At 43.1% G+C, this 25,433-nt stretch carries 29 protein-coding genes and 5 tRNA genes; 31 read left to right on the forward strand and 3 right to left on the reverse strand.

The window, feature by feature from the left end; genetic code table 11:
• The first annotated feature begins 59 nt into the window (after nucleotides 1-59).
• The 14 genes from NST25_RS05630 (at nucleotide 60) to NST25_RS05695 (ending at nucleotide 9,121) form a co-directional block, all read left to right on the forward strand.
• Entirely contained in the window at nucleotides 60-812 is a 753-nt protein-coding gene (locus NST25_RS05630; RefSeq protein WP_248547870.1) for an MBL fold metallo-hydrolase, read from the forward strand.
• Nucleotides 813-955: 143 nt separating this feature from the next.
• Nucleotides 956-1,031: transfer RNA gene (locus tag NST25_RS05635), tRNA-Asn, on the forward strand.
• Nucleotides 1,032-1,038: 7 nt separating this feature from the next.
• Nucleotides 1,039-1,127: transfer RNA gene (locus NST25_RS05640), tRNA-Ser, on the forward strand.
• A 177-nt stretch (nucleotides 1,128-1,304) separates the two neighbouring features.
• The gene (locus NST25_RS05645; RefSeq protein ID WP_038574166.1) at nucleotides 1,305-1,751 is read left to right on the forward strand and encodes a hypothetical protein; all 447 of its coding nucleotides are present in this window, start codon (nucleotides 1,305-1,307) and stop codon (nucleotides 1,749-1,751) included.
• A gap of 104 nt (nucleotides 1,752-1,855) precedes the next feature.
• Nucleotides 1,856-2,461: a class I SAM-dependent methyltransferase gene (locus NST25_RS05650; protein ID WP_340393457.1), complete on the forward strand. Its 606-nt coding sequence runs from the start codon at nucleotides 1,856-1,858 to the stop codon at nucleotides 2,459-2,461.
• 242 nt (nucleotides 2,462-2,703) lie between these two features.
• Nucleotides 2,704-3,249 carry an O-acetyl-ADP-ribose deacetylase gene (locus NST25_RS05655; protein ID WP_280752571.1) on the forward strand — a complete coding sequence of 182 codons (546 nt, stop codon included), beginning with the start codon at nucleotides 2,704-2,706 and terminating at the stop codon, nucleotides 3,247-3,249.
• Nucleotides 3,250-3,283: 34 nt separating this feature from the next.
• Nucleotides 3,284-3,745: a DinB family protein gene (locus NST25_RS05660; protein WP_340393458.1), complete on the forward strand. Its 462-nt coding sequence runs from the start codon at nucleotides 3,284-3,286 to the stop codon at nucleotides 3,743-3,745.
• Nucleotides 3,746-4,216: 471 nt separating this feature from the next.
• Nucleotides 4,217-5,122: a branched-chain amino acid ABC transporter permease gene (locus NST25_RS05665; RefSeq protein ID WP_038569087.1), complete on the forward strand. Its 906-nt coding sequence runs from the start codon at nucleotides 4,217-4,219 to the stop codon at nucleotides 5,120-5,122.
• 10 nt (nucleotides 5,123-5,132) lie between these two features.
• Entirely contained in the window at nucleotides 5,133-6,101 is a 969-nt protein-coding gene (locus tag NST25_RS05670; RefSeq protein WP_076302274.1) for a branched-chain amino acid ABC transporter permease, read from the forward strand.
• Complete coding sequence (locus NST25_RS05675; RefSeq protein WP_076106951.1) at nucleotides 6,070-6,852, forward strand: ABC transporter ATP-binding protein; 783 nt, start codon at nucleotides 6,070-6,072, stop codon at nucleotides 6,850-6,852. The genes NST25_RS05670 and NST25_RS05675 overlap by 32 nt, the downstream gene beginning before the upstream one ends.
• A gap of 6 nt (nucleotides 6,853-6,858) precedes the next feature.
• Entirely contained in the window at nucleotides 6,859-7,560 is a 702-nt protein-coding gene (locus NST25_RS05680) for an ABC transporter ATP-binding protein (RefSeq protein ID WP_076106949.1), read from the forward strand.
• Between the two features lie 71 nt (nucleotides 7,561-7,631).
• Entirely contained in the window at nucleotides 7,632-8,822 is a 1,191-nt protein-coding gene (locus NST25_RS05685; RefSeq protein ID WP_076185840.1) for an ABC transporter substrate-binding protein, read from the forward strand.
• Nucleotides 8,823-8,960: 138 nt separating this feature from the next.
• Nucleotides 8,961-9,032, forward strand: a tRNA-Glu gene (locus NST25_RS05690).
• A gap of 6 nt (nucleotides 9,033-9,038) precedes the next feature.
• Nucleotides 9,039-9,121 (forward strand) — tRNA-Leu (locus NST25_RS05695).
• Nucleotides 9,122-9,208: 87 nt separating this feature from the next.
• Here the strand turns inward: NST25_RS05695 and NST25_RS05700 are convergent.
• Nucleotides 9,209-9,832 (reverse strand): hypothetical protein, encoded by a 624-nt coding sequence (locus NST25_RS05700; RefSeq protein WP_076185837.1) that lies wholly within the window; start codon nucleotides 9,830-9,832, stop codon nucleotides 9,209-9,211.
• 226 nt (nucleotides 9,833-10,058) lie between these two features.
• Here NST25_RS05700 and NST25_RS05705 point away from each other — a divergent pair, with 226 nt between their 5' ends.
• Nucleotides 10,059-10,424, forward strand: a complete 366-nt coding sequence (locus NST25_RS05705; protein WP_036681672.1) for a helix-turn-helix domain-containing protein — start codon at nucleotides 10,059-10,061, stop codon at nucleotides 10,422-10,424.
• A gap of 88 nt (nucleotides 10,425-10,512) precedes the next feature.
• Nucleotides 10,513-10,595 (forward strand) — tRNA-Leu (locus NST25_RS05710).
• 67 nt (nucleotides 10,596-10,662) lie between these two features.
• Here the strand turns inward: NST25_RS05710 and NST25_RS05715 are convergent.
• Together NST25_RS05715 and NST25_RS05720 are read right to left on the reverse strand one after the other, a co-directional pair.
• Nucleotides 10,663-11,172: a GyrI-like domain-containing protein gene (locus tag NST25_RS05715; protein WP_248547864.1), complete on the reverse strand. Its 510-nt coding sequence runs from the start codon at nucleotides 11,170-11,172 to the stop codon at nucleotides 10,663-10,665.
• Between the two features lie 169 nt (nucleotides 11,173-11,341).
• A complete protein-coding gene (locus tag NST25_RS05720) occupies nucleotides 11,342-11,821 on the reverse strand; it encodes a glutathione peroxidase (RefSeq protein ID WP_038569095.1) in 480 nt (159 codons plus the stop codon).
• A gap of 180 nt (nucleotides 11,822-12,001) precedes the next feature.
• Between NST25_RS05720 and NST25_RS05725 the strand changes: the two genes are divergently transcribed.
• The 15 genes from NST25_RS05725 to NST25_RS05795 all read left to right on the forward strand — a co-directional run bounded on the left by NST25_RS05725 (nucleotide 12,002) and on the right by NST25_RS05795 (nucleotide 25,409).
• Nucleotides 12,002-12,424 (forward strand): organic hydroperoxide resistance protein, encoded by a 423-nt coding sequence (locus NST25_RS05725; RefSeq protein WP_036681676.1) that lies wholly within the window; start codon nucleotides 12,002-12,004, stop codon nucleotides 12,422-12,424.
• 190 nt (nucleotides 12,425-12,614) lie between these two features.
• Nucleotides 12,615-12,893: a hypothetical protein gene (locus NST25_RS05730; RefSeq protein ID WP_036681678.1), complete on the forward strand. Its 279-nt coding sequence runs from the start codon at nucleotides 12,615-12,617 to the stop codon at nucleotides 12,891-12,893.
• A 94-nt stretch (nucleotides 12,894-12,987) separates the two neighbouring features.
• Nucleotides 12,988-13,407 carry a thiol-disulfide oxidoreductase DCC family protein gene (locus tag NST25_RS05735; RefSeq protein ID WP_076099055.1) on the forward strand — a complete coding sequence of 140 codons (420 nt, stop codon included), beginning with the start codon at nucleotides 12,988-12,990 and terminating at the stop codon, nucleotides 13,405-13,407.
• Between the two features lie 79 nt (nucleotides 13,408-13,486).
• Nucleotides 13,487-14,392 (forward strand): copper amine oxidase N-terminal domain-containing protein, encoded by a 906-nt coding sequence (locus tag NST25_RS05740; protein ID WP_340393459.1) that lies wholly within the window; start codon nucleotides 13,487-13,489, stop codon nucleotides 14,390-14,392.
• A 35-nt stretch (nucleotides 14,393-14,427) separates the two neighbouring features.
• The gene (locus NST25_RS05745) at nucleotides 14,428-14,862 is read left to right on the forward strand and encodes a DUF6526 family protein (protein ID WP_339189931.1); all 435 of its coding nucleotides are present in this window, start codon (nucleotides 14,428-14,430) and stop codon (nucleotides 14,860-14,862) included.
• Between the two features lie 185 nt (nucleotides 14,863-15,047).
• On the forward strand, nucleotides 15,048-16,211 hold the full coding sequence (locus NST25_RS05750) for a hypothetical protein (RefSeq protein WP_339189933.1): 1,164 nt from the start codon (nucleotides 15,048-15,050) through the stop codon (nucleotides 16,209-16,211).
• Nucleotides 16,204-17,436: a CpaF family protein gene (locus NST25_RS05755; RefSeq protein WP_340393460.1), complete on the forward strand. Its 1,233-nt coding sequence runs from the start codon at nucleotides 16,204-16,206 to the stop codon at nucleotides 17,434-17,436. The genes NST25_RS05750 and NST25_RS05755 overlap by 8 nt, the downstream gene beginning before the upstream one ends.
• A gap of 30 nt (nucleotides 17,437-17,466) precedes the next feature.
• Nucleotides 17,467-18,270 (forward strand): type II secretion system F family protein, encoded by an 804-nt coding sequence (locus NST25_RS05760; protein ID WP_340393461.1) that lies wholly within the window; start codon nucleotides 17,467-17,469, stop codon nucleotides 18,268-18,270.
• Nucleotides 18,271-18,282: 12 nt separating this feature from the next.
• Nucleotides 18,283-19,155, forward strand: coding sequence for a type II secretion system F family protein (locus NST25_RS05765; RefSeq protein WP_340393463.1), 873 nt, complete (start codon nucleotides 18,283-18,285; stop codon nucleotides 19,153-19,155).
• A 13-nt stretch (nucleotides 19,156-19,168) separates the two neighbouring features.
• The gene (locus tag NST25_RS05770) at nucleotides 19,169-19,357 is read left to right on the forward strand and encodes a Flp1 family type IVb pilin (protein WP_036681690.1); all 189 of its coding nucleotides are present in this window, start codon (nucleotides 19,169-19,171) and stop codon (nucleotides 19,355-19,357) included.
• On the forward strand, nucleotides 19,354-20,025 hold the full coding sequence (locus NST25_RS05775) for a TadE family protein (RefSeq protein ID WP_340393464.1): 672 nt from the start codon (nucleotides 19,354-19,356) through the stop codon (nucleotides 20,023-20,025). The genes NST25_RS05770 and NST25_RS05775 overlap by 4 nt, the downstream gene beginning before the upstream one ends.
• Before the next feature lie 27 nt (nucleotides 20,026-20,052).
• A complete protein-coding gene (locus tag NST25_RS05780) occupies nucleotides 20,053-22,281 on the forward strand; it encodes a hypothetical protein (protein WP_340034086.1) in 2,229 nt (742 codons plus the stop codon).
• Between the two features lie 18 nt (nucleotides 22,282-22,299).
• A complete protein-coding gene (locus NST25_RS05785) occupies nucleotides 22,300-23,280 on the forward strand; it encodes a TadE/TadG family type IV pilus assembly protein (RefSeq protein ID WP_340393465.1) in 981 nt (326 codons plus the stop codon).
• A gap of 25 nt (nucleotides 23,281-23,305) precedes the next feature.
• Nucleotides 23,306-23,815 (forward strand): prepilin peptidase, encoded by a 510-nt coding sequence (locus NST25_RS05790; protein WP_312149731.1) that lies wholly within the window; start codon nucleotides 23,306-23,308, stop codon nucleotides 23,813-23,815.
• Between the two features lie 16 nt (nucleotides 23,816-23,831).
• Nucleotides 23,832-25,409 carry a DUF6382 domain-containing protein gene (locus NST25_RS05795; RefSeq protein ID WP_076128201.1) on the forward strand — a complete coding sequence of 526 codons (1,578 nt, stop codon included), beginning with the start codon at nucleotides 23,832-23,834 and terminating at the stop codon, nucleotides 25,407-25,409.
• Nucleotides 25,410-25,433 lie beyond the last annotated feature (24 nt).

The raw sequence follows: 25,433 nt of genomic DNA on the forward strand, positions 1-25,433 counted from the left end.
TTAAGGTCCAACTATAATTAATTGTAGCAGAAGATAACTGAAAGAAAGAAGGGCTTCCGATGAAAATACAGCATATCCGCAACGCGACCCTATGGCTAGAGTATGGTGGCAGTACATTTTTAATTGATCCTATGTTGAGTGAACAGGGTGCTAATCCGCCTATTTTTAATACTGAAAATGATCGCCGCAATCCGCTCGTTCCTTTGCCGGGAGCCGTAGAACAATGGCTGAGTCCTAATGCAATTCTTGTCACACATCTTCATCAGGATCATTGGGATGCTGCTGCCATTTCTTTGTTGCCGCATGATCTACCACTATTATGTCAGGAAGGAGATGGAGATAAATTAGCGAAGCAGGGGTTTGAGCATACCACGGAAATTAGCGGTTCACTGACGTTTAATGGAATAACTATAACACGTACTGATGGACGGCATGGCACTGGAGTGACTGGTAAACTTATGGGTAAGGTATCCGGGTTTGTGTTTCAGGCGGAAGGCGAACCTGTTCTATATGTGGCTGGGGATACGATTTGGTGTGATAAGGTGAGAATGGCATTGGAGGTTTTTAAACCTGAGGTGACCGTTGTGAATGCTGGTGGTGCGCAGTTTTTAAGCGGATGCCATATTACAATGAATGAGCAGGATGTCGTAGACCTATGTGAATATGCTCCTTCTACTAAAGTGATTGCTGTGCACATGGACGCCATTAACCATTGTTTGGTTACCCGAGATAAGCTAAAAGCTCATTTAGAGAAGGAATCGTTGGGGGATCGGGTACAGCTTCCGCAGGATGGAGAATGGTGTAATCTATAGACGGAGAGGGATGGAAATCTCTTTAAAAAATCTAGCAAGCGGCCGAATAATAGCATAAATTTGAAAACGATCACAAAAATTATTTTGCCCGCTTGACTAGACCTTGAAATCATGATAAATTAATTCATGTTCACTTGTAATGTTCCCTGATAGCTCAGTTGGTAGAGCACTCGACTGTTAATCGAGTTGTCACAGGTTCGAGTCCTGTTCGGGGAGCCATTTTCATGGAGAGATACCCAAGTGGCTATAAGGGGACCCTCTGCTAAGGGGTTAGACTGCGTAAGCGGTGCGTGGGTTCGAATCCCACTCTCTCCGTTCTGAATTACATAAGAAGAGCTTCCATTCTGGGAGCTCTTTTTTGTTGTGTGTGAATTTATTTTTCGGTTGCTATATGCGATTCTGAGAAACGGTGTATTCAATATTTTGGAAGGGGAATGGTGTGGAGGGATCGAATGTTTAATTGATAAGTGTGAAGAGTTTAAAGGAGGGAGCATGAAAACAATAAATCAAATACAAACAAAACCGTCAAGCCGATATGATAGTTTTGATCCGGATCAAGAGGGGAATAAAAATACTATTTTTGCCGACGTAATAATTGATGGTAGATCTCTTTACCAAATGTTAAAAAAATATGATAGGGTTCCTTCCCTCGGGTGGGGTAGTGAAGAGCATCAAAGGAAAATGATTAATTATTTTTTGTTAAACGAAATGCATGAATATTTGTACTACAGGTACCCAATATTAGTCTGTCCCTGGTGTGGCGATGAAGAGTGTGGCTTTATATCCGTATTTATTGAGAAAGAAGAGGATCTTATCATATGGAGAGATTTCAAATTAGAATCCGGTAATAAGACTATTGATATAGGCCCTTTTTGCTTTAAATGGGATGAATACGAAAAAGTTATTAAAGAGACATTTGGAACTGCGGGGATTCAATAAAGTAAACCTGAAAACCCATGGAAGAGATGTGCTCAAATAATTTATATGGGAAAGATCTATGAGTGAATCCAATAACTACACATGATCAAAGGAGTGGAATCAACATGGAACTGTTTAAGCAGATCCCCTTGTACAGATTTTTGGCATTATGCAATGAAAGTGGTATGGAAAAAAACATATTAGACTGCGGAGCGGGAGGGGATTCACCTCCACTAAGTTTGTTTGCAAACTATGGATACAGTACATACGGTATTGAGATGAATGACGAACAAATTAAAAGAGCTAGTCAGTTCGCAACTGAAAGAGGACAGAATCTAAATATACAACAAGGCGACATGAGACAGTTGGTACTAAGTGATGAGTCGATGAGTTTTGTGTATTCATATAACTCTATTTTTCATATGAGAAAACAAGATGTGGAAAAAGCGATAAATGAAATGAAACGCGTTCTAAAACCTAATGGATTATTATTTGTGAATTTTTTAACCCTAAAGGATTTTAGAGTCGGCGATGGAGTTGATTTGGGGGATAATCAGTTTGAACAAATGGAAGACGATGAATTCGTAATACACTCATATTATGATTATCATGAGGCGGATTCTATGTTTGATGATTTGCAGTTATTATACAAAGAAGATCGAGTACTGGAAAGAAAGTTTGAAGGCGAAAGGATACGACAAGGATTTATCGATTACATATATAAAAAATAGCTGGATGCTGAAGAACATATTAGTAGCTCCGAAAAAACTAGATATCTGCGAACAATACGTTCACGCTGTGGACCACGAGGTGTTGGTTCGATAGAAGGTAAAGATTTGAAGAAGAGTTAGCCAGGTGGACAACCCCACGAGTCTAGTGCAAACGACTGTTTCCTAGGGTGATTTAAGCCGCTTGAATGTCAATCAGCACTTGATGCTTGTTCGCAACCATTGTACTTCGGGGGGGATTTCAGATGGATGTAATTATAAATAACTCAATGATTCAGTTGATTCAAGGAGATATAACTAAATTAGATGTTGATGCTATCGTCAATGCAGCAAACACAAGCTTGATGGGTGGAGGCGGAGTAGATGGGGCTATCCATAGAGCTGGTGGAAAAGTGATATTAGAGGATTGCATGAAAATTCGTAATCAAAGGGGAGGTTGTGAGGTTGGAGAAGCGGTAATAACAACAGGAGGAAATCTGAAATGTAAATTTGTTATTCATACCGTTGGTCCTGTTTGGAATAGTGGAAAGAATAACGAAGAAGAGAAGTTAAGGAATTGCTATAAAAATTTATTAATATTAGCTGAATCTAATGAAGTAACAAGTATTGCGATACCTAATATAAGTACAGGAATATATAATTTTCCGAAAGATCTTGCTTGTAGCATAGCTATAGATGAAGTTTCAAAATATATTATAAATAATAAGTCGGAAATAAATAAGATTGTTTTTATATGTTTCGATGAAGCGAACTATGAACTATATAGGAATGAATTAAAGAGACTTTGTTAGAATTTTGATGTTTACCAAAAAAGGAGATGTGCCAATGAATAACAGATCAGATTTGCTAAATCAGTTTAAGGAATGGAATGGATTTGTTCTAGAAATTATTGATTTAGATTGGAAAACACCCATCGCTGAAGGAAAATGGACCATTCATGATGTTGTTAGTCATATTTTGTTATGGGATAAATACTTCTATGAATCGATGATCGAACCGATAGCATACGATAAAGCGATAACACTTCAACTTATTGATTTCGATCAATTCAATAATGATGCTGTTACATATGGTAAAACAAAAACCAAAGACGAATTAATAGAATTGACTGTGAAGTATCGTAACTTAATATTAGATTGTATAAGTAGTCTTGAGGAGGGAAAATACTCAGGCAAATATGTGGACGGAAGGTTTTCCTTTGAGTTCTATTTAAAGGATTTTATATCGCATGACCTACATCATATGATGCAGATTAAAGAATTAAAAAAGAAAATGATGAGTAATTGACTCGTGACGGAAGTGCAAAGAATGGAACTGACCACCCTAATTAGCTTTCTCTCACTCGATTATTGTGTGGGACAGAGCTTTTTTTTGCGCAAAAATAGAGATACAACTTGACCAGTAACTCATAATAAACTCGAAAAACACATATCCAAAGAGACAAATGTTATATTATTTATCATTAAATGCAATCTGTAGGTAAAATCAAAGACTCCCCCTCTGAAAATCAAACTTTAAAAATCTCCATAATTCTCCTGTTTTCTTCTCTTTACCCACTTTCTATCTATATACATCCCAAAGGATTAACTCAAAATGTTATGTAATATAACATAAAATATTGAATATTATAGTAAAAACCACAAATTTTACTGACGAATGTATAGTGCTGTGTTAATATAAGTGACATAAAACGATGAAAATGAATTTAAGCTAAAGAAAGGTGTTTTTAAAAATAAATATGGGGATTGGGGGACGGCGATGGAGTATTTCATTCAACAGTTAATTAACGGGATTTCTGTAGGGAGCATCTATGCTCTGATCGCACTTGGGTACACCATGGTTTACGGGATTATTAAATTGATCAATTTCGCCCATGGGGATGTGTTTATGGTTGGGTCGTTTATTGGATTGTTCAGTGCCAGGTACTTGGCTTCAGCAGGGCTTCCTCCGATACTGGTCTTACTTATCTCATTGGTGATTTCTATGACAATCAGTGCGTTGCTGGGGATGTCAATCGAACGGCTAGCATACAAACCTCTACGAAAAGCTTCGCGAATCGCTGTGTTGATTACTGCAATTGGCGTTTCTTTTTTGCTGGAATACAGCGGTGTGTTTGTGCTTGGTCCTCAGGCTAAAGGATTTCCGGAGATTCTTAATAAGCAGCAATACAACTTGTTTGGTTCCTCGATTCAGGTGGACTCCAATCAAATCATGATCTTGGGGACGACGGTTATTTTGATGATCATCCTTCAGTATATTGTGCACCGAACAAAGATTGGTAAAGCGATGCGGGCCGTTTCTTTTGATATGGAAGCAGCACGGTTGATGGGGATTAATGTAGATCGGACCATTTCAGCCACCTTCGCGATAGGATCTGCACTTGCGGCAGCAGCAGGCGTTATTTTCGGAATGACTTATAATTCAGTGGATCCGATGATGGGGGTGCTTCCGGGGCTTAAAGCTTTTGTGGCTGCGGTTCTAGGTGGCATTGGCAGTATTCCTGGTGCTCTGGTAGGGGGACTTCTGCTGGGCACAGTCGAGACAGAGGTTTCTTCTCTGGGATACTCTTCTTGGCGTGATGGTGTGGCATTTGCTGTACTCATCCTAATCCTTATCTTTAAACCATCCGGGCTATTTGGTAAAAATGTCCGCGAGAAAGTGTAGGGAGATGCCTATGAAGAAGATAAACAAGTCATTTTGGATAGGCATTGTCTTTTCTATCATGCTATATATCGTCATTCAAGTTCTTCTAACAACGGGAATATTTGATGATGTCATGGAGTCTACGCTAATTCTAATTTGTATAAATGTCATGCTGGCGGTGTCTTTGAATCTGATTAATGGGATAACGGGGCAATTCTCAATCGGGCATGCTGGATTTATGTCTATTGGTGCTTATGTTTCTTCCATTTTAACTTTGAACTTTGAGATGCCATTCGTGCTGGCGCTAGTGATCTCTGGACTGGTTGCTGCATTTTTCGGTGTACTTATCGGGATTCCGACCTTGCGGCTGAATGGAGACTATCTGGCGATTGCTACGCTGGGATTTGGTGAGATTATCCGGATTGTCCTGCTCAATACAGAATATGTGGGCGGAGCTTCAGGTCTTAGCGGCATCCCCAATCAAACGACTTGGACGATTATGTTTCTGTTCACACTGGTCACGATTGTTGTGATCAATAACTTTATACGTTCCACTCACGGCCGGGCTTGTATAGCGATTCGGGAGAATGAAATTGCTGCTGAAGCGATGGGGATTAATACAACTTTGTACAAAGTCATTGCTTTTTCACTTGGAGCATTATTTGCGGGAATAGCTGGTGGTCTCTCTGCTCATAAGTTCTACGTCATCAATCCTGGCAGCTTTAATTTTCTGAAATCATTCGAAATTCTAGTCATGGTAGTGTTAGGTGGGCTAGGAAGTACAAGCGGGGCCATCGTGGGTGCGATTGTACTGACGGTGCTCTTCACGGTGCTTCAGGAATATCCGGAGCTGCGGATGATTATTTACTCGGCGATTCTAATTCTGATGATGATTTTTCGGCCTAAAGGGCTGCTTGGCAGCACGGGTTTTTCTTTCTTGAAATGGTCTAAAAAGGAGGTCAAGCCAAGTGACAGCATCAACAGTGGAAGTGCTTCTTGATGTTCAACAAGCAAGTCGTGCATTTGGCGGGCTTAAGGCGCTTAACGAGGTATCTCTCCATATTAATAAAGGCGAGTTGATTGGGCTCATCGGACCTAATGGCGCGGGAAAAACAACCCTTTTTAACTTGCTGACAGGTGTATACCCGCCTTCCAGTGGCGATATTATCCTCAGCAATCAGGCAGTAGGCGGGATGAAGCCTTATCGGATTAACCGAAAAGGGGCAGCGCGGACATTTCAGAATATCCGTCTATTTACTTCTATGACGGTGCTGGATAACGTTAAGATCGCATTTCACCAGCATGCCAGACATTCGATGTTCACTTCCATGCTTCGTCTGCCTAAGCATTTTGCAGAAGAAAACGAAATTACGCAAAAGGCTATGGATATTCTCAAAATATTTAATCTTGCCGATCAATGTGATGAATGTGCCGGGAATCTTAGCTATGGAAATCAAAGGCGTTTGGAAATTGCGCGCGCGCTTGCAGCAGGACCTAAGCTTTTGCTATTGGATGAACCAGCCGCAGGGATGAACCCGAATGAAACTCGGGATCTAATGAATCTTATTGCCTGGATCCGTGAAGAGTTTGAGCTGACGATCCTGCTTATCGAGCACGATATGTCCCTGGTTATGGGGGTGTGTGACCGGATTTATGTGCTGGATCGCGGAATGTTGATTGCTGAAGGTACGCCCGTTGAAATACGGAATCATCCCAAAGTCATAGAAGCCTATTTGGGACAGGAGGCGTAGTGGACCATGCTTAGCGTACAGGGGATCAATGTATATTATGGGGCTATTCATGCCTTGAAGGATTTAAGTATGAATGTAAAAGAAGGCGAGATTGTAACTCTAATCGGCGCAAATGGAGCAGGCAAGTCCACGTTGCTTAAGACGCTTTCGGGACTGCTGAAACCCAAAACAGGCAGTATAGATTTCATGGATAAATCTATTACGAATCAGAGTGTTCAGTCCATCGTAAAACAGGGGCTTATTCATTGTCCGGAAGGCAGGCGTGTATTTGCTAATATGTCTGTGGAAGAAAATCTGGAGCTAGGAGCTTTTTTACAGGATTCAGGCAGCTTAGCTGCTGATTTTGCCAAGGTTTACTCCACCTTCCCGCGTCTTTTAGAAAGAAAAAAACAGCTTGCCGGCACATTATCCGGCGGGGAGCAGCAGATGCTTGCTATGGGGCGCGCGATGATGGGGCATCCCAAGCTTTTATTATTAGATGAACCCTCGATGGGGCTTGCTCCATTGCTCGTTCAGGATATTTTTCGGATCATCCAGGAAGTAAATGCCTCTGGAACAACAGTGCTTCTTGTAGAACAAAATGCCCATCAGGCGCTTAAAATTGCTCATCGGGCTTACGTTCTTGAGACGGGCAGAGTGGTGCTTGAGGGAGATGCCAAGGAATTGGCAGATTCGGAAGAGATCAGAATGGCTTATCTGGGACATTAATTCATCGGCTAGTTCACAACAGTATCACAGAAAGAACCTATAAAATATTTATTTTGGGAGGCTGGAAGAGGATGAAGAAAATCGGGGCCATATTGCTGACTGCATTGCTGGCTGGTGGATTGCTGGCAGGCTGTGGGAACAAGACAGACAACACTTCTGCTGAAGGTGGGAATGCTGGTGGAGGGACCATCAAGATTGGAGCAGACCTTGAGCTTACAGGCGGCCAGGCTTCCTTCGGTGATTCTGCACTCAAAGGGGCAAAGCTGGCGGTAAAAGAAATTAATGACGCAGGTGGAATACTCGGCAAAAAACTTGAACTGATTGAAGCGGATAATGCCTCCAAGTCGGAAGAGGCGACACGCGCAGCGCAAAAGCTGATTACTACCAATAAAGTTGTAGCTATTATAGGTGCAACTACATCTACGAATACACTCGGGATTGTTCCCGTTGCTCAAGAAAAAGGCATCCCGCTGGTTAGCTCCTCAGCCACCAATCCCAAAGTAACAGTTGATGAACGTACTGGAGATTTGAACGAATGGGTATTCCGGGCCTCATTTATTGATCCTTTCCAAGGCGAAGTAATGGCTAACTTTGCTAAGGATACACTTAAAGCGAAGACGGCTGTTATTTATACGGATGCTTCAAGCGATTATTCCAAAGGGCTGCAGACCTTCTTTAAAGCAACGTTTACTAAGAACGGTGGCTCAATCTTAAGCGAAGAATCCTATCAACAAAAAGATTCTGATTTTAAAGCCGTATTAACTCGTATTAAAGAAGCTAATCCCGATGTTATTTATCTTCCAGGCTATTATGAGGAGGTCGGCAAAATCGTAAAGCAAGCTCGCGAAATGGGGATCACCGTTCCGTTTATGGGCGGGGATGGCTGGGATTCACCTCAGCTGGCTGAGATTGCCGGAGCGGATGCCCTAAACAATACGTTTATGTCCAATCACTATTCACCTGAAGATAGCTCGCCAGAAGTAAAATCGTTCGTAGATGCCTTCAAGGCAGCTAACGGTGATCTTGTTCCAGATGGGATGGCTGCGCTTGGATATGATGCTGTGAAACTAGTGGCAGACGCGATTACACGTGCGGATTCCACAGAACCTGAGAAGCTGAAGGATGCACTGGCGGGGACAAAGGATTTACAACTGGCCACGGGTAAAATCACAATGAATGAAACGCATGACCCGGTAAAAGCAGCTGTGGTGCTAAAGTTTGTAGATGGGGTACAAACCTTTGAGGCAAAAGTAAATCCATAAGTGTTGTGATTAGACGCGCGTACCTTTATTGGTGCGCGTTTCTTTTAGTTTAAACTTTTTTTAAAAAAAGGCTTGTCAAAATTCTTATGGTTTGATATACTCATTTTTGTTGTGACAAGAAAATAACTTGTAAAGCATGGCCCGTTGGTCAAGGGGTTAAGACACCTCCCTTTCACGGAGGTAACATGGGTTCGAATCCCATACGGGTCATATTATGCGGTAGTGGTGGAATGGCAGACACGCTATCTTGAGGGGGTAGTGGGTGTATACCCGTGGAGGTTCGAGTCCTCTCTACCGCATACAAATAAAAAGTAAGAAACCCTTTGTTCGCAGAGGATTTCTTACTTTTTTTTATAAGATTAGAAGTGAAATTCAGTGACGTCAGGTCATCTCTTAAAAGCCCCAGCATACTGGGGATAGAGCTGTCTTATGCAGTCTGGGCAGATATCATGAGTGAATTGCAAAGAAAGCTGATGCTTTAAGAAATGTTCAATGGTGATCCATTCATCCTTGGGATTACGAATACATTTACAGGAAGCACAGATTGGGATTAGCTCAAAAGATGATGGTAAGGTTGAACGGAGGTTTATGATCTCCGGATGAAGAGGTTCTTCTTTATAGGGGCCCACATCATATAGTGAAATTATAAAAGTGGCTTCTGGGTGCGGATCTGAGAGAAATGGGTAGATCTCCAAACGGAAGATTCGTTTCCCTTTATTAGCGGTTTGTATGGAGAATTCGGAAGTATAAACCTGATGCTCTCTGCGGAGTATATATTTCACTGATTCATAAAGCTTGGCCCATTGATCGGGATCGACAATCACATCTTGCATGAGCTCTGAGTAATACGCGCCAATCCATTTCTTATTAGTAGAAAGACCATATTCATGACTAAAGGTCTTCCACCTACTGTTGGTGAACTGGATAATCCCATGACTGTTGATTACCACCGCATTGTGCGGTAAAGCTTCAAGTGAATGGATAATGGAAGATGATAAGCATTTTGACAAAAGTCACCGCTCCCTCCTAGAGATCATTCAGGATGATAAGTTAACAAAGGGGGCCAGACGGTATTCTACAGATACTTGTCACCTGAGTCGCCTCTTATCGTCACTCCAGCCATATGATATAATCGGATAATACATAACAATACTAATTATATACTTTTTTACGTTATTTTGCAATAGGTAATTACGTAAATAAGTAATTTATTTTTAGATGGAGGGCGATTCACCGATGCAGACCATATACGAACGTATAGAATACCTGATTAAGCAGAAAGGTTTGACCAAAAAATCATTCTGTGAGCAGTTAAATATCAGCACAGGTAATATGGGAGATTGGAAGCGGGGGAAGACTACTCCAGGAACACATAAGCTGATTGAGATCGGTGATTTTTTTCATGTTAGTCTGGACTGGCTCATTCTCGGCAAAGATACACCGGATACTGTACGAGAGAGCGGCGTAGACTATGATTTGAGTGATGTTCAGCTATCGGAAAGCCGAGTAGATGAATTACTTCCAGCAGAAAAGAATTTTATCAAGGAATATATAGCTTTTGCTGAATATCGTAAACAGAAAATGGTCGACGAAGAATCTTAAAATCTGCATCTTTACTTTTGAGAAAAGTACATTTATAATAATGAATGTTGACCTCAAACAAATTTATGTTCTATGTTTAACACACCGCGCGGTAGTGGTGGAATGGCAGACACGCTATCTTGAGGGGGTAGTGGGTGTATACCCGTGGAGGTTCGAGTCCTCTCTACCGCATACAGAATGAAGAAAGAGGCCTTGCGATGCAAGGCTTCTTTTTTTGTTCAATCCTCAATCACACAACCTACTTCTTTACAAGCGGCACGCATAGATTGGCTTCGAATCCTTCATCATCTGGACCGGACTTTTCCGTGTATTGGATGTAAAAGACTCCATCAGGGTTGAACTTATAACCGGAATCCGGCAGCCATTCATTATATATATAATTCCAGGTATGTTGAAAAGCCAACTGAGGGAATCCGTTAGCAGTAAATATAGCATAGGTAGACGCAGGAAGTTTCTTATGAACAAGGCCTTCAGGGATACAATCTAACTGCTCGACTTCAACACAAAGGAAAAAATCAATATCCCATGCGGTATGCTCCCACAGTCTAGGCACGGATGTACGGTTCTGAAATAGACCGAGATAACAACCGCTGCTTTGAACTTTTGTGGGTATAGTATCAAATTTTGTATCAATATCCAGCTCGCCAAAAACATATTCCCAAAGATTCGCGTATGGCTCCCCGGATGAGTTTACATTTGCCCAGCCAATAACATTTAGTTCGGGTATATCAAGCAGTTGAACAGTCACCGATTGTCCCTCCCAGCAAAAATATTTCAACAATATTATAAAATATTCCAAGAGATTAAAGGGTGCTGATATATAGCGATATTATGACGTTCTTTCTAGTTAAAAAGGATACTTTACCGCATAACAACAGGGGGCTGTGTGATGTGGTGAGTATCCTTTTTCTAATGAATTATTTTAAAAGCTTGGAGATATCGGATTCGATCTGCTGTGGAGTGGTTTTAGGAGCAAACCGTTTTAGAACACGGCCATCTTGGTCAACCAGAAACTTCGTAAAGTTCCATTTCACACTTTTTGAGCCTAAGACACCAGGGGCTTCCTTGGATAAGTATTTGAATAATGGATGTGCTTCATCGCCTTTTACGTCAATCTTCTCGAACATAGGGAAGGTTACCCCATAATTAATCTCGCAGTATTCCGCAATTTCATCACTTTCGCCAGGCTCTTGTCCAGCAAATTGATTGCTTGGAAATCCTAAAACTTCAAACCCGCGGTCCTTGAATTTCTCGTACACTTCCTGAAGACCTTTATACTGGGGAGTAAATCCACATTTGCTGGCAGTATTCACAACCAGGAGTACTTTACCCTTGTACTTTGACAATGATTCCTCTTCACCCTTAAGAGTGTTGACCTCAAAATCATAAATACTCATGGATGACACCTCCATAGCTAATTTAAGTTTTTAACAATTTAATTGTACACTATTTATGGTCTGGAGCCAAATAAGAAAGTATTATGAATCATTCCTCATCATCGTTTCAAATCATACCTGTTGTTTAAAGTATAAAGTATGAGCATGACCAATACAGCTTGATGAAGGAGAAGATGACTCATGAAAGCATTATACACAGCAACTACAACAGTCCATGGCGGTCGTGAAGGCTCCATTGAATCCTCGGATGGCGTGTTAAAGCATAATCTAAGCATGCCTAAAGAGCTTGGAGGGCCGGGAGGTTCCGGTACCAATCCAGAGCAACTATTCTCGGCTGGTTATGGAGCGTGTTACGAGAGTGCACTAGCGAATATCGCCCGTAAAGAGGGCGTGAAACTCCATGACGTGGAGGTAACTTGTAATGTGTCCATTGGGAAGGATGACAGCGATGGAGGCTTTAGACTTGCTGTGAGAATGGATGTGAAGCTGCCAGGGATTGAACACGACAAAGCAGAGGAACTGGCGAAGAAGGCTCACGAATTCTGTCCTTACTCCAAAGCAACCAGAGGTAATATCGAGGTTGAATTAAAGATTGTCGATTAAATGTATCTGTATATATTTTATGGAAATAATGGCTAAATAGAGACGTAAATCATAAAAGAGTAATAAATAGCTGCCGTGTTAGGCGTCTTTGGTTGACATCACCCTTAAAATTCTTTAATATGTCTAAGTATCTGAGAATGTGCCTGCGTGTGCAATTTACAACCAAAAATTTAAATAATGGGTGATGAAGATGTCTTACAGACCGAATATTACGAATGTGACCAAAGCCAGCAGCAACGATAAGGAAGGATTGTACGAGTTCATTATCAAGCTTGCTGATGGAACGGAGTGCCGCGCGTTTTATCATCGGTTTCCGGAATGGAAAATGACGAACATCAGCCGCCTGCTTAAAACTCCATGTCCAATTTGCCGCAAAGATTTCATCTGCAAATGCATGGAGGCATTCACTGCTGATTTCGAAGGGCAAATGATCGGGGATCAATGGATTGAGAAAGCAATCGCAGAATAATTAAAGAACGGCACTTGATGGCGCGGGAGGTTATCCCGCGTTTTTGTTTACCCAAAAAAGCAGAAATTTACGCCTTTAAGACGGAGGGGGAGCCATGAACGAGGAACTGAACCTTATGAAAGATAAGTCTATCGTGTTGATAGACGGAGTGTGTCATCTTTGCCAGGGGGTAGTTCGTTTCATTATCCCGCGTGACCCCGACGCTAAATTTCTATTCGCACCATTACAGAATGAGATTGCGGCAAAGCTAATGAAAGAGTCCGGACTTCAGCCTGGACAATTAAACACAGTGATTTTACTGGAGAACGGAGTGTATTATACAGAGTCGGCCGCTGTGCTAAGAATTGCCCGTAAATTGAGATTTCCTTGGCCTGCCGCATACGTGTTCATCTTAGTACCACGCCCATTGCGCAATGCCCTTTATCGGTATGTAGCCAAGAACCGCTATCGTTGGTTCGGACGTGATGAGCAGTGTATGCTCCCTACCCCAGAGATCAAACGGAGATTTTTGTAATCCATAATTTGGGAGAATGTTATAATGAAACTATAAATGGGTATAGTTTTTTCATATTATGACTAGGGGTGAACGAATAGTGAAACGGAAAGGGCTTCTGTTTTTTATAGTCATGTTGTTATCTTTAAGTATGATCGGTACGGTCTCAGCTGCCCCCAAGCTTCGCATTATGGTGAACAATTCAAGTGTGGATGTTGGTGTGCAAATCGTGTCGGGGAAGACGCTGGTTCCGCTGAAGGCTTTTGAAAGATTCAAGAATACTTCTATTCAATGGGATGCCAATACCAAGCAAGCTACGATTGCTAGAGATTCTATGAAGATTAAGCTTGCGGTTGGCTCACGGACGGCTTGGAAGAACTCGGATGCTGTACAACTGGATGTATCGGCCAAAATAGTGGATGGAAGAGTAGCGGTACCCCTGCGGTTTATCGCGGAGGCTCTTGGAGCGAGAGTAACAGTAGATGCTGCTACGAATACAGTCTGGGTTCAGGAACGGGCCAATGCTAAACTTGTGCAGAATTATAATAGTAATGACTTAGTTGTTTCCCGCATAGCTGCTCTGCAATTCCCGGTTGAAGAAAGAGAACCCTCCAAATTGACGGGTGATAATGAAGCATTGTCTATGACGTATTATTTTCCTGAAGGCAGATCTGATGGTTATTTTATATTGTATGGACATTTCGTAAAGTATTATGAGATCAAGGATAATATTGTAAAAGTAGTTTGGGAAGCTGATCTGGATATGTCCAAGGAGGCTACAAATAAAGATTTTACCGCGATATTCGGTTACCCAGTTGCGAAGGAATATGGTAAAGCACCTGTTCTAGCTCCATCCTATGCCTCTTTTTATACGAGTGTTTGGGGAAGTCAGATTATTTATGGAATGGTTAATGCGGATGGAACTACTAAAGTTTCAGGACAGTCTCTGTACTGGGGGAATAATGAACCTTTTGTCGTAGCTATTCCCGGAGAGACTAAGCTTTAAGCAATATACAAGTCATATAAATATGGAGATGAATTATGAACAAGGGGAAGCCTAAAGGTTTTATGCGTTTTGATTGGCCTTATCATTTTGTAACTATGCCGCTAGCGCTGATTATATTTGTGTGGTCGGGAATTTATGTCGTTCAGGTGTTACGTGATGATGGTGCTTTAACAGTGCCCTTGCTATTATTTGGTTTATCTCTATGCCTGTTATTTGCGATTACTCGAATTCGAATTTATGCCACAAAAAATCAGGATCGAGTAGTGAGGGTAGAGGAGCAGTTCCGGTATTTCCGATTGACAGGTGAAGTATTAAATTCAGAGCTTGAATTAGCTCAGATTATTGCGCTTCGGTATGCAGGAGATGAAGAGTTTCCGGCACTATGTCAGCGGGCGGTGAAGGAAAAGCTTAGTCCTGCCGATATCCGGTCTGCCATCAAGAATTGGCGTGAAGATACGATGAGAGTCTAAAAACCACTTGATGTGCGAAAAAACTTATTGCTGCCTTCTTATATATATGCTACTATAGCTGTAAATTAAAGGGATAGTAACGGAAGCACCGTTCAATGTACCGTATCCACGGTTATTGTCGGTGCTTTTTTGCTGTCTTTTTTTTGACAATATTTATAAATTTCTTGCGAAAGGAGAGAGGTTTTATGGCGGCAAGGATTGTACTCGCAGTGCGTGAAAGCCAATATATCGAACCATTGCTACACTATCTTCATCATAGTGAGTATGGAGAAATGCTGCGAATCACGGCTTTTAGTCGGCTGGATGCTTTTATCGATTTTATGAGGGGAGAGGATATGCCGGATGCTGTTGTAGGTGACGTTACTTTTATCGAGGCTTGGCTTGTGGAGGGAAGAACTAAGGTGCCTTGGGCAGTTTTGAGTGAGGAGGGAGCTTATCTTAGCAGGAGTTCTAAAAGCCTGGCTGGAGGCATCATGATTGCGAAATATCAGGCACTGCCTTCTCTGCTGGGAGCATTTATTCAACTATGTGAAGTGAAACGAGCTAGAGGTTCCTCTGTATTAGATGAAACGCTGCTGCTCGGTATCGTCTCCTCAAGCGGGAACACGGGCAAAACCACAGTAGCTATGAATATGGCTAAGCAGCTAGGTGAATTGGGGCTTTCGGTCTTTTATTTGAATCTTGAAAGTGTGGACAGCAGTGGATTATTTTTACGGCCCCCTGCAGGAAATACGCCTGGACTAGAGCGGCTCCTTTATGAAATCAAAGCCAGCCGGGATAAGGGCGGAGCCGATACGATTGATTTGGGGCAATACGTGATTAGGTATGATCACCTTCGAAGTGCTGCTTTTAGGCCAATTATTAATGTAAAAGAAATGCTGCAGATGACTACGCAGGATACGCTAGATTTGTTGGCGCTGTTGGTTGCGGAAAGAAATTTTGACGTAGTTATAATAGATACCGGCAGTATTGAAGAAGAACGTGCCAAAGCTGTGTTACATAAATGCGGAATTCTATTGTGGGTAGTTAGAAATGACGAGGTAAGCATTCATAAGACCATGAGATGGCTATCCCATTGCAATGCTCCTAATTCTGGTATGCCCAGCCAAGTGATGGACAAAAGTAGATTTGCCGTGAATTTTGCCGCAGAGGGTTTAGAGGTGTGGACACCTCCGGAAGGAATTACCGTTGAAGGTGTACTTCCGTATATCCCATCTTGGACGCTGCAGCACCGTGAGGAGCTTTTTCTGAACTCACCACAATTCCAAAAGGAGATCTTACAGCTGTGCAAGCAGATTATAGAACCGTCGCTTCCGCAAGTATTCACTGGTAAGGGTTTACATGAATGAGGAAATGTTTAAGGCACTTCGCAGTGACATCCGGGCAGGATTAGATGTTACTTCTGCAGTTGGAAATCGTGAACTCACCCAATATATTGAAAGGACAATTTTGGACAGCGAAAATCTGCGTTATTTAACAGCACAGGAGAAACATGAGCTCGTGAAGAGATTGTTCGATTCTTTTCGAGGATTGGATGTACTCCAGCCCTTAGTGGATAATCCGGCGATCACTGAGATTATGATTAACAGCCATACTGAGATTTTTGTAGAAGAGGAGGGGCAGATTCGTCGTCTCCATTTGGAATTTGAGTCCAGTAGCAGGTTGGAGGATATTATCCAAACGGTTGTATCCGGTGTGAACCGGGTTGTAAATGATTCTTCTCCTATCGTTGACGCTCGGCTAAAAGACGGATCGCGTGTAAATATCGTGCTTCCGCCAGTAGCTCTGAAAGGCCCGGCGATGACCATTCGGAAATTTCCTGAAACACCGATGACGATGCAGGATTTAGTCCGTCGTGAAGCTTTAAGCTTGGAAGCCGCAGAGTTGCTGCAAATTTTAGTGGCTGCTAAATACAATATTTTTATTAGTGGCGGGACAGGCTCTGGAAAGACTACTTTTCTTAATGCATTATCTCAGTATATCCCCCCACAGGAGAGGGTCATTACGATAGAGGATTCCGCTGAACTGCAGATTGTAACCGTGCCGAACCTTGTTTCACTGGAGACTAGGAATGCTAACACGGAAGGTAGAGGGGAGATTTCCATCCGAGATTTGATTCGTTCTTCTCTGCGAATGCGCCCTAACCGGATTGTTGTGGGGGAGGTACGGGGAGCGGAATGTCTCGATATGCTGCAGGCTATGAACACCGGACACGATGGAAGCTTGTCTTCCGGCCATAGTAACAGCGCACACGATATGGTCAGTCGACTGGAGACGATGGTGCTAAGTGCTGCGGAGCTTCCGGTAGCTATTGTTCGCCAGCAAATTTCATCGGCAATTGATATCTTCGTACACTTATCACGTCTCCGTGATCGTTCCAGGCGGGTGATGGAGATCAGTGAGGTTGCGGGGTTGAAAGACGGGGAAGTGATCTTGAATCCCTTATATGAATTTCAAGAAGCTGGTGAACGAGAGGGAAGGGTGCAAGGGGGGCTGCTTCCCTGTGGTAACCCATTGTTGCATACAACGAAACTTAGGATGGCTGGTGTAAACTCCTATCCATTGGCTCAATAGAGATTCAAAATTCCAGAAGGGGGGGAGGACATGCTTAAGTTTAAATTTGTTGCTGCAAAGCCTGTAGAAGCGGATCCTGACGGTCCTTCGTTATTACCAGATTATAAGGTATACGAATTGACCTTGCTGCAGAGGATTCTGACCCTTACTGCAGGTGGACTGCTGATGTATGGAATTGGATATCTTTTTTATCATCATTGGCTGCTGTCGTTGCTGCTTATGCCTGGCGGAGCTTATGCCCCGCATATGCTGCGTAACTATCTACTGAAAAGACGTCGAAATGCACTGAATTTACAATTTAAGCAGACGTTATTTTCGCTGTCTTCCTCCCTTTCAGCTGGGCGTTCGGTGGAGAATGCATTCCGAGAGGCGGTTCAGGATTTACGTATGCTCGACCCGGAGGGAAGCAGTGATATGATCTCCGAGTTAAACATTATCTGTGCACGCATGGAATATGGACAGCCTGTGGAAGAAGCGCTGCGGAACTTTAGTGAAAGAGCGGGAATGGAGGACATCGAGCGATTCGCGGATGTGTTCTCGGTCTGTAAACGTACTGGTGGTGATCTTGTAGAAGTGGTGCGCCGTACATCAACGATTATCGGTGAGAAGCTGGATATTCAGCAGGATATTGCTGTAAGTATTGCTCAGAAGAAATTTGAGGCTAAGGCACTGCTGATATCTCCGCTGATCATGGTGATGTTTATGAGTTTGACGGCTGGAGAATATATGGAGCCAATGTATACAGGAGCGGGTATAGCCATATCGACATTAGCGCTTGTTGCTTTATTCCTATGTTATCTCTGGACTACTAAAATAATGGACATTCCACTGTGAAGGGGGTGAACCATGCGCTGGCTATGTGCGGTGGTTACTGTTATTTTGCTGATAGTCTGGGTTCTACTGCGAATTCAATGCGGCAACAGATATGTCGCGTTACGCATTCTTCCTATGGAAGGATTACGGCTTCGGAAGTTAGGCGAACCGTTATTACTGCTTATTGAGAAGAGTGGTATCGCCAGTCGGTTTCCCTCACTGTTGTTCAGAATTCAGCGTTCTCTACAGCGCAGTTATGGGATGCGTTATAGCGCAGAGCGGACCCTGCTGTTCATGGGTGAGATGCTAAGTTACAGCTGGCTGTTGCTTGTAGGTGGAAGCTTGATTACAGCATTTAGTGGCGAACAGGCAGGTATGATATTGGGTGTGTTTTTGGCAATTGCTCTACCAACCGCTATGGTCAGTGATCTGCACAAAAAGGTGAGAGTTAGGGAGCAGAATATTATGCTCGAATTGCCAGAGCTGCTGAACAGTATTGTGTTGTTGGTTGGCGCAGGAGAGACCGTGCAACGAGCTATTATTCGCTGTGTGGAAAGCCACCGGGGGGATACGAATCATCCTCTGTATAAGGAGCTAATGACTATGACTAGTGAATGGGAGGGCGGATATTCTTTCCAGCAGGCTTTTGAAAATTTTAGCAAGAGATGCGCTGTACAGGAGGTATCGGTATTCACAACGACAGTTTTGCTGAATTATCGCAGAGGTGGAGCGGATTTTGTGCTATCGCTACGTGATCTGTCGCGGATGTTGTGGGATAAACGAAAGGCACTTAGCCGGACGCGCGGAGAGCAAGCATCCTCTAAATTAGTTTTTCCAATGGTAGTTATCTTTTTAATAGTAATTGTACTGGTGGGAACGCCAGCATTTTTGATGTTAAAAATGTAGGAGGCTGAAGCTGATGGTATCAACAATGTTGGACAGTATGAAGAACTTTTGGGAAGACGAGGAAGGTTTAGGAACTTTGGAGATGATTTTGATTATTGCTGTCTTGATTGCAGTTGTTCTTTTGTTTAAGGACAAAATTCAAGAAGTAGTAGAAGCCTTAATTAAAACGGCGGGTGAAAAGAGTCAGGAAGTATTCGATTGAACAAGCTTAAGGGTGATCAAGGCAGTTTTACTATTGAAGCGTCACTTCTGTTGCCGATCGTCATGTTTATTACGATGCTTCTTTTGTTTTTTTGCTTGTATAGCTATCAGAAGTCCATGCTGTTGCAAGTGGCCTCAGGAGCTACTGAGCGGGCGGCTTACAACTGGGACAACAGTCACAAGGAGGTCTCTGGTTCTTACATGGCTGGTAAGTATGACTCCCTTTATTGGAGAATTGGGGATGATGCCTTGTTAGCCTCATTATTTGGTGGAGAAGCTGGCAGTGCTGGCGTGACAATAGAGTTGCCCGGTGAATTATCAGAGAAGAATGAATTGCCAGTGCTTAAACTGGGCCAATCGTCTACTATGATTCCGGACAATATGCCAGGAACTATGCGTTATGCTCACAGCCTTACAGGACGGAGAGTAAAGGCCGAGTTAAATCGTCTACTGAGCTTGCCTGTGCTTGATAGCGTTCTATCGGATGAGGCTAACCCAACTGTTGAAGCCCAGTCTATCATTGTCGAGCCTGTTGAGTTTATTCGTACGGTCGACCTGATGCGTTATTTTGGAGCTAAATTTAAAGGGGGCTCTGAGGGTAGTGGATCTGCAGTTTACATGGATAAGAAGGATGCTTCTGCTATGCTGACCAAGCTTCAGGATAAGTAAAATCTCTGTTCAAGGGAGGGGGTTTTAATGAAAAGTATAATTACGGGTTGTCCTGCTAAGGGCAAAACAGAAGGCTCAGTTACAATTTTTCTAATCATGGTGCTGGCTTTCGTCTTTCTATTTACTGCTGTGCTGATTGATTATGCGCGAATCGCTGCGTTCAACGTTCAGGAGGAACGATTGGCGAGAGCCAGTATCCGCTCTGTTATGTCTTCATATCATGTTGAATTGCGTGAGAGATACGGTTTATTTGCATTCGGTGATAGTGATGGTGATATGCTACTGTCCAAAGTGCTCAATGAAAATTTGCATAAAAGTGGGCGGGGGGATACGTTCAATCTCTTACCCTTTGCACTGGAATCCTCCTCTTTGGAATGGAGCCGACCGCTGGGAAGTTATGATGTTTTTCGTCATCAAATACTGGAAGAGATGAAATATAAGGCTCCGGTTGATTTCGCCTTGGAGCTGGCAGGTAAATTCAAGCCGCTGTCGGGCGTAATGGCAGAGGCCTCAAGAGCTACTGAATTACTTAGTAAGCTGCAACCTTTATATGATGAACGTGAAGAGAATTTGGATCTAATGTTAGAGCGGAGAAGCCAAGCGGCGGAGAGTGGAAGAAGAGTACTGCTATGGATTATGAATCCGCCCGGAGATTCTATCTCGGCCCATTCGCTCGGAAGCATGCAAGCAGCCGCGGATATACCAGCACAGTATAGTGACTATCTTGGCAAATATTACGAAGATCTATATCGTGATAGTAAAAAGCCTGCAAAGTACACTTATCAGTTGGCACTTTATCAGAGCCGAACTTCAGAGATGTTGTCGCGGCTCCCATCCTTATTAACAACCTTTCATGAAGAACATGGACAATCAATGGAGGAAGCGAAGGATGCGTTAGACAAAGCGCAGCAATTGAATGACCGGATGAGAGATGTTTTGGCAGCTTCCCGAATAAGTGGCGTAAATCTGGCAGACGATCCTGCTAAGGACTGGGATATTCCGGGAAACTCGGGGGAAATAAGCGCTGAGCCACTTAAAAAGCTGCATGAACAGGAAGATGCCTTGATCCTCTCTTCGGCTGACATTAGTAGTATGGAGAATGGTTTATTTATGCAGCAAGGTGCGTACGAGTCCATTGAACCGACGGTAACAGGATTATCAGGAGTGTTGCATGAAGCTTTGGGAGTCAACGGCGATTCCTACCAAATGATTTCCTCTGTTCTAGGGGCTTCGCATGTAGTGGACAACTATTATAAAAAATACGGTAAGAAGGGAAGTGTTATCGCTAGTGATTTGGCTTTTCTTGAAGAGCATCGCAGCTCGGATAAAGCACGTAAGCAAGTAGAGTGGGAAGCCAAATCCAAGCTGGGCGAGGTTAGAGCACTGCTGGACAAAATTAGAATGCTAGGTAGCGGAGCGGCAGCTTCGATGGAACGTTATCAAATCCTTCATCAATTTTATGAGGACAATGTTTCATTTAACAACGGATTGGAGTCTCAATCCTCTGATAAATCTGAAGTGTCCTCAGATCCCTATGCTGCTGGAAGCTCGGCGATGAAGGATATTGACGGGATTTATGCAGCAATGAGTGGCATTATGGGGGGCGCTAGAGACAGGCTTTTTCAAACGGAGTATTCCGCGCTTTATTTTCAGCATTTTGATGTTTCAAAGTTAGCTAGTCTGGCACTGAATTCTCTGGAAGACACTAGTGAGCTCACAGATCAGCTTGATCCTCGCGCTCAGGAGCTGGAATACATTTTATACGGATTTCATAATCCCGCAGGGAATGTGGCCGCAGCCTATGCCGAAATATTCGCGATGAGGTTGTCCATTCGCACAATGGAAGGATTTATAGAAAAGGCAACCTTGGGAAATCCACTGGCTGTTCTAGCGGCGGCACTGTTGTATGGAATCCAGCATGCCATTCAGGATATGTTGCAGCTTTGTGAGAAGGATGCGATTCCTTTATCCAAATATATGCCGGCGCAGCTGACTTACCGTGATCATCTGCGACTGTTCATGATAATGCATGGAGGCGGGGAAGTGCAGCTATCGCGGATGCTGGCTCTAATTCAACTGAACACAGGAATAAATCCTGAGGAAAGAAACACCTATGTATCATCGGACATTAAGCTCCAAATGCAGTTATGGTTTCTGCCAGGTGTAGTTAAAATGTTGAATTACACTGCTGGTTTTCCGGGAGAGGTACAAGGGAATAAGTATCTGAGGGCAGTAAAAGCTGATTATTCTTATTAGCGGGAGGTTGGTAAGGAGATGGGGGATGGGTATGGAATCAGAGGGGAGGACAAGGAAGAAGGTAGCATGGTAGTAGAAGCGGCGATGGTTCTTCCGTTCTTCCTGCTATTCGTCCTGTTCCTGATTTCTATCGTACAGATGACCTTGTATTCGACAGCTTTGCAAAGTACAGCATCAGACACTGTAAAGTCTATTTCAACTCATATGTATCCTGCGGCTTTGGCGGTGCAGAAATGGGGAATATCCAGCGAAGTAAGTGATGATTCGGGAGGGGATGACAGTGATCATTCTGCTGGCCTGAATTGGACTATTCCTCGCTTGTCACTTACTGATTGGGGCGATAGTTATGCTGAGTCTTTACCCAAGCCGTTAAATGAGTGGGTTATGTCGGCTTTAGAAAGTGGTGAGGGACCGTTGCAGAAGCTTCAGGCAGAGACTAGTGAAAGTGTACTTGATCTTGCGATCAAACCTTTATTGAAACCATACCTGACATCAGATTTACTGGATTATGAGCGAATTCATGTATCTAATGTTATGGTGCCGGAGCTAAAAGAGGGTACTCGTCCCTACCTTGGGCTAGTGGTTAGTTATAAGTTGCCGATGAAGGTCCCCTTTCTAAACCAAAGTATTGTTTTAGAAGCAAGTGCTGTTGAACGCCTCTGGATCGGGGATACGGGAGAAGGCGCAGCCAAGGAGGGGAACGGTACTGGCCAACCAGATGAATTCATTGAAATCTTAGAAAAGCCGAACCCGGCTGTAGCGAATAAGCAAGGCAAGGTTCGTGCCAGAATACCGCCGAATGCTTCTGCCAGCTTGTCAGTCTTTTATAAGAGCGGGGGCAGTACTGCCAAATATTTAGGCTGGAAACAAGCGGATGAAGATGGATATATCGAGTGGGAATGGAAAATTGGTGTAAATACCACACCGGGCTCGTGGCCGTTTGTTATACAACTGGATGATGGTAGATCTGTTGAGGTTATGTTCACAGTAGTGAAGTGAAAGGGTGGAAAAAGGAGTGTAATAAATGGCAGAGTGGACATTTTGGGGATGTCTACCGTTTTTAGCAGCGGCACTGATTACAGATTTGAAGTCGATGAGAATACCAAACTGGATCACCTTGTCAGGCTTGCTCACCGGTCTGCTTGCACAAGGGGTGATCAATAGCTGGCATGGACTGCTGAGGGCTTTCGGGGGAGCTGCTGTAGGATTTACAGTCCTTCTGATCATGCATTTAATAGGGGCGGTTGGCGCGGGGGATGTTAAGCTTTTTGCTGGAATCGGAGCGTGGACAGGGATGTTGTTTACGCTGCAAGTCGTCATGTACTCCGTACTATTTGGTGCTTTAATAGGCTGGTTAATTGTTTTAAAGAGACGGGAGGCGGTCAGTCGTTCGCGTAAGATCATCAGCAGAATTTCTGGATTTATTTTATGGAAGAGCCCGTTTCTATTAAAAAATAACGATAGTGAACTGTTGAAATTCCCTTTCATGCTGGCTGTTATCCCTGGTTCCATATGCGCTTATCTATACTTTTAGTTCGGGAGGTGATGTTTTGTTGTTCGGATTAACTCGTGATTTTATACAACAGGATGGTATATATATGATCCTTGGTGAACCCGAAGGAATACCTGCGGAGAAGCTTAATTTGATTCAGGCGCGCATGCTGATGAACACCGACATTCCTCATCATTTGAGGCTATTACTTAGAGAAATAGATATGAAGGTTACTATGGAATACGCTGTTTTACGCAAAAAAATGCTTAGTCATCTACTCAAAGGAGAGAAGCTAAGTATGAGCTCATTTTTCGGGTTATTGCTGCAAATTGCCCAAGGCATGGAAGATGGCAGGTTATATATGCTGCGGGCGGAACAGTATGCTTTGCATGCAGATTACATTTTTATTGAAGGGTCGTTACAGAGCGGTAAAGTATACCTGACCTACATACCCATTCAGGAGAATAAGTCTGGTTCAAAGCTTGGAGAGTCACTCAAGTCACTAATCATGGTGTTAATGGCATCTATCACAGAGCTTACTGGCAGTGGTGTGCAAAGACTATTGCAATATTGCAGTGAAGAGGGATTTACTCCAGCTGGCTTAAAGATTCTTTTATCAGAGTTGCTGACAGAAAGAGAGCCCGTTACACCTGAAAGACAGCTTCATGAAGGCGTAAAAGAATATCTAGTGAAAGAGGCAGCAGCTCCACCATTAAGAAAAATATATGAGCATCGCGAAGATAAGGGATTGGAGCAGCCGACTGCTACTCCTTGGATCAGCAGCTATCCTAATCTTAAGATAAAAGAGGAGGAGAGCCTGTCTCTAAGCTTGGAGGATGAACAGGTAACGAATCCGCAAGCCTCAAGCTCAAGAACCTATATAGTGCTAGGGTGTCTATTAGGCGATGCACTCCTGTGGAAGTTTCTATATTTGGATAGACCAAAGCCGTTATGGCTTGCCGTCTGTGGAGTTGTGACGATTGTATTGGCTGTTTTAAGCTGGATGGTTTGGAGCGGAAGGCTAAAGGTTGGTAAAGAAGATGAGGATTGTCTGAGTGAGGATTCTGAAGATACTAACTGTAATCCGAGTCGGAAAGAATTGGAGTGGAATTTTGGCAGGAACCCTGTGGCTTCTACACGTCCTCCAGCAACAATCCCAAAGGTAACTCCGCAATTCTCAGATTCAGCAGCTAACGTTCCGGTAACCCGTCATGAATCACTAACAGAGGAACATTGTTCTATTAAAGCACCAGAAGCCATAGCACCAACAACTTTATTATCACAGGAGAAACCGCCTAAGCAAGGACGACAAATCGAAAAGCTGGATCGGAGTATTCCTTATCTCCAAAGAAGCGGTGAGGAGGGTGAAGAGGTGGAAATGATCGAGTTAAATCGAACTAGCTTCATTATCGGCCGATCGGCAGAGGTGGCTCAATATGTGGAAAGATCAGAAGGAGCCTCTAGAGTACACGCTGAAATATCTAGAAGCACCAGCGGATATATTCTGAAGGATCTTGACTCCAGAAATGGAACGCTTTTTCAAGGTGAAGCCATGGTTCCGTATAAAGAGTATCCACTTACAGAGGGAACCACATTTAAAATTATAAAAGGAAGCTACACATTTCATACAGCATGAAGGTGAGTTCCAACGATGAATGTG

Source organism: Paenibacillus sp. FSL E2-0190, from assembly GCF_037992965.1.
Taxonomy (GTDB): Bacteria; Bacillota; Bacilli; order Paenibacillales; family Paenibacillaceae; genus Paenibacillus_AQ; species Paenibacillus_AQ odorifer.

Coding starts and splice junctions, on each gene's coding strand:
- NST25_RS05630 (WP_248547870.1), top strand. CDS start 60: ATGAAAATACAGCATATCCGCAACGCGACCCTATGGCTAGAGTATGGT.
- NST25_RS05645 (WP_038574166.1), top strand. CDS start 1,305: ATGAAAACAATAAATCAAATACAAACAAAACCGTCAAGCCGATATGAT.
- NST25_RS05650 (WP_340393457.1), top strand. CDS start 1,856: ATGGAACTGTTTAAGCAGATCCCCTTGTACAGATTTTTGGCATTATGC.
- NST25_RS05655 (WP_280752571.1), top strand. CDS start 2,704: ATGGATGTAATTATAAATAACTCAATGATTCAGTTGATTCAAGGAGAT.
- NST25_RS05660 (WP_340393458.1), top strand. CDS start 3,284: ATGAATAACAGATCAGATTTGCTAAATCAGTTTAAGGAATGGAATGGA.
- NST25_RS05665 (WP_038569087.1), top strand. CDS start 4,217: ATGGAGTATTTCATTCAACAGTTAATTAACGGGATTTCTGTAGGGAGC.
- NST25_RS05670 (WP_076302274.1), top strand. CDS start 5,133: ATGAAGAAGATAAACAAGTCATTTTGGATAGGCATTGTCTTTTCTATC.
- NST25_RS05680 (WP_076106949.1), top strand. CDS start 6,859: ATGCTTAGCGTACAGGGGATCAATGTATATTATGGGGCTATTCATGCC.
- NST25_RS05685 (WP_076185840.1), top strand. CDS start 7,632: ATGAAGAAAATCGGGGCCATATTGCTGACTGCATTGCTGGCTGGTGGA.
- NST25_RS05705 (WP_036681672.1), top strand. CDS start 10,059: ATGCAGACCATATACGAACGTATAGAATACCTGATTAAGCAGAAAGGT.
- NST25_RS05720 (WP_038569095.1), bottom strand. CDS start 11,821: ATGAGTATTTATGATTTTGAGGTCAACACTCTTAAGGGTGAAGAGGAA.
- NST25_RS05725 (WP_036681676.1), top strand. CDS start 12,002: ATGAAAGCATTATACACAGCAACTACAACAGTCCATGGCGGTCGTGAA.
- NST25_RS05730 (WP_036681678.1), top strand. CDS start 12,615: ATGTCTTACAGACCGAATATTACGAATGTGACCAAAGCCAGCAGCAAC.
- NST25_RS05735 (WP_076099055.1), top strand. CDS start 12,988: ATGAACGAGGAACTGAACCTTATGAAAGATAAGTCTATCGTGTTGATA.
- NST25_RS05745 (WP_339189931.1), top strand. CDS start 14,428: ATGAACAAGGGGAAGCCTAAAGGTTTTATGCGTTTTGATTGGCCTTAT.
- NST25_RS05750 (WP_339189933.1), top strand. CDS start 15,048: ATGGCGGCAAGGATTGTACTCGCAGTGCGTGAAAGCCAATATATCGAA.
- NST25_RS05755 (WP_340393460.1), top strand. CDS start 16,204: ATGAATGAGGAAATGTTTAAGGCACTTCGCAGTGACATCCGGGCAGGA.
- NST25_RS05760 (WP_340393461.1), top strand. CDS start 17,467: ATGCTTAAGTTTAAATTTGTTGCTGCAAAGCCTGTAGAAGCGGATCCT.
- NST25_RS05765 (WP_340393463.1), top strand. CDS start 18,283: ATGCGCTGGCTATGTGCGGTGGTTACTGTTATTTTGCTGATAGTCTGG.
- NST25_RS05770 (WP_036681690.1), top strand. CDS start 19,169: ATGGTATCAACAATGTTGGACAGTATGAAGAACTTTTGGGAAGACGAG.
- NST25_RS05780 (WP_340034086.1), top strand. CDS start 20,053: ATGAAAAGTATAATTACGGGTTGTCCTGCTAAGGGCAAAACAGAAGGC.
- NST25_RS05785 (WP_340393465.1), top strand. CDS start 22,300: ATGGGGGATGGGTATGGAATCAGAGGGGAGGACAAGGAAGAAGGTAGC.
- NST25_RS05790 (WP_312149731.1), top strand. CDS start 23,306: ATGGCAGAGTGGACATTTTGGGGATGTCTACCGTTTTTAGCAGCGGCA.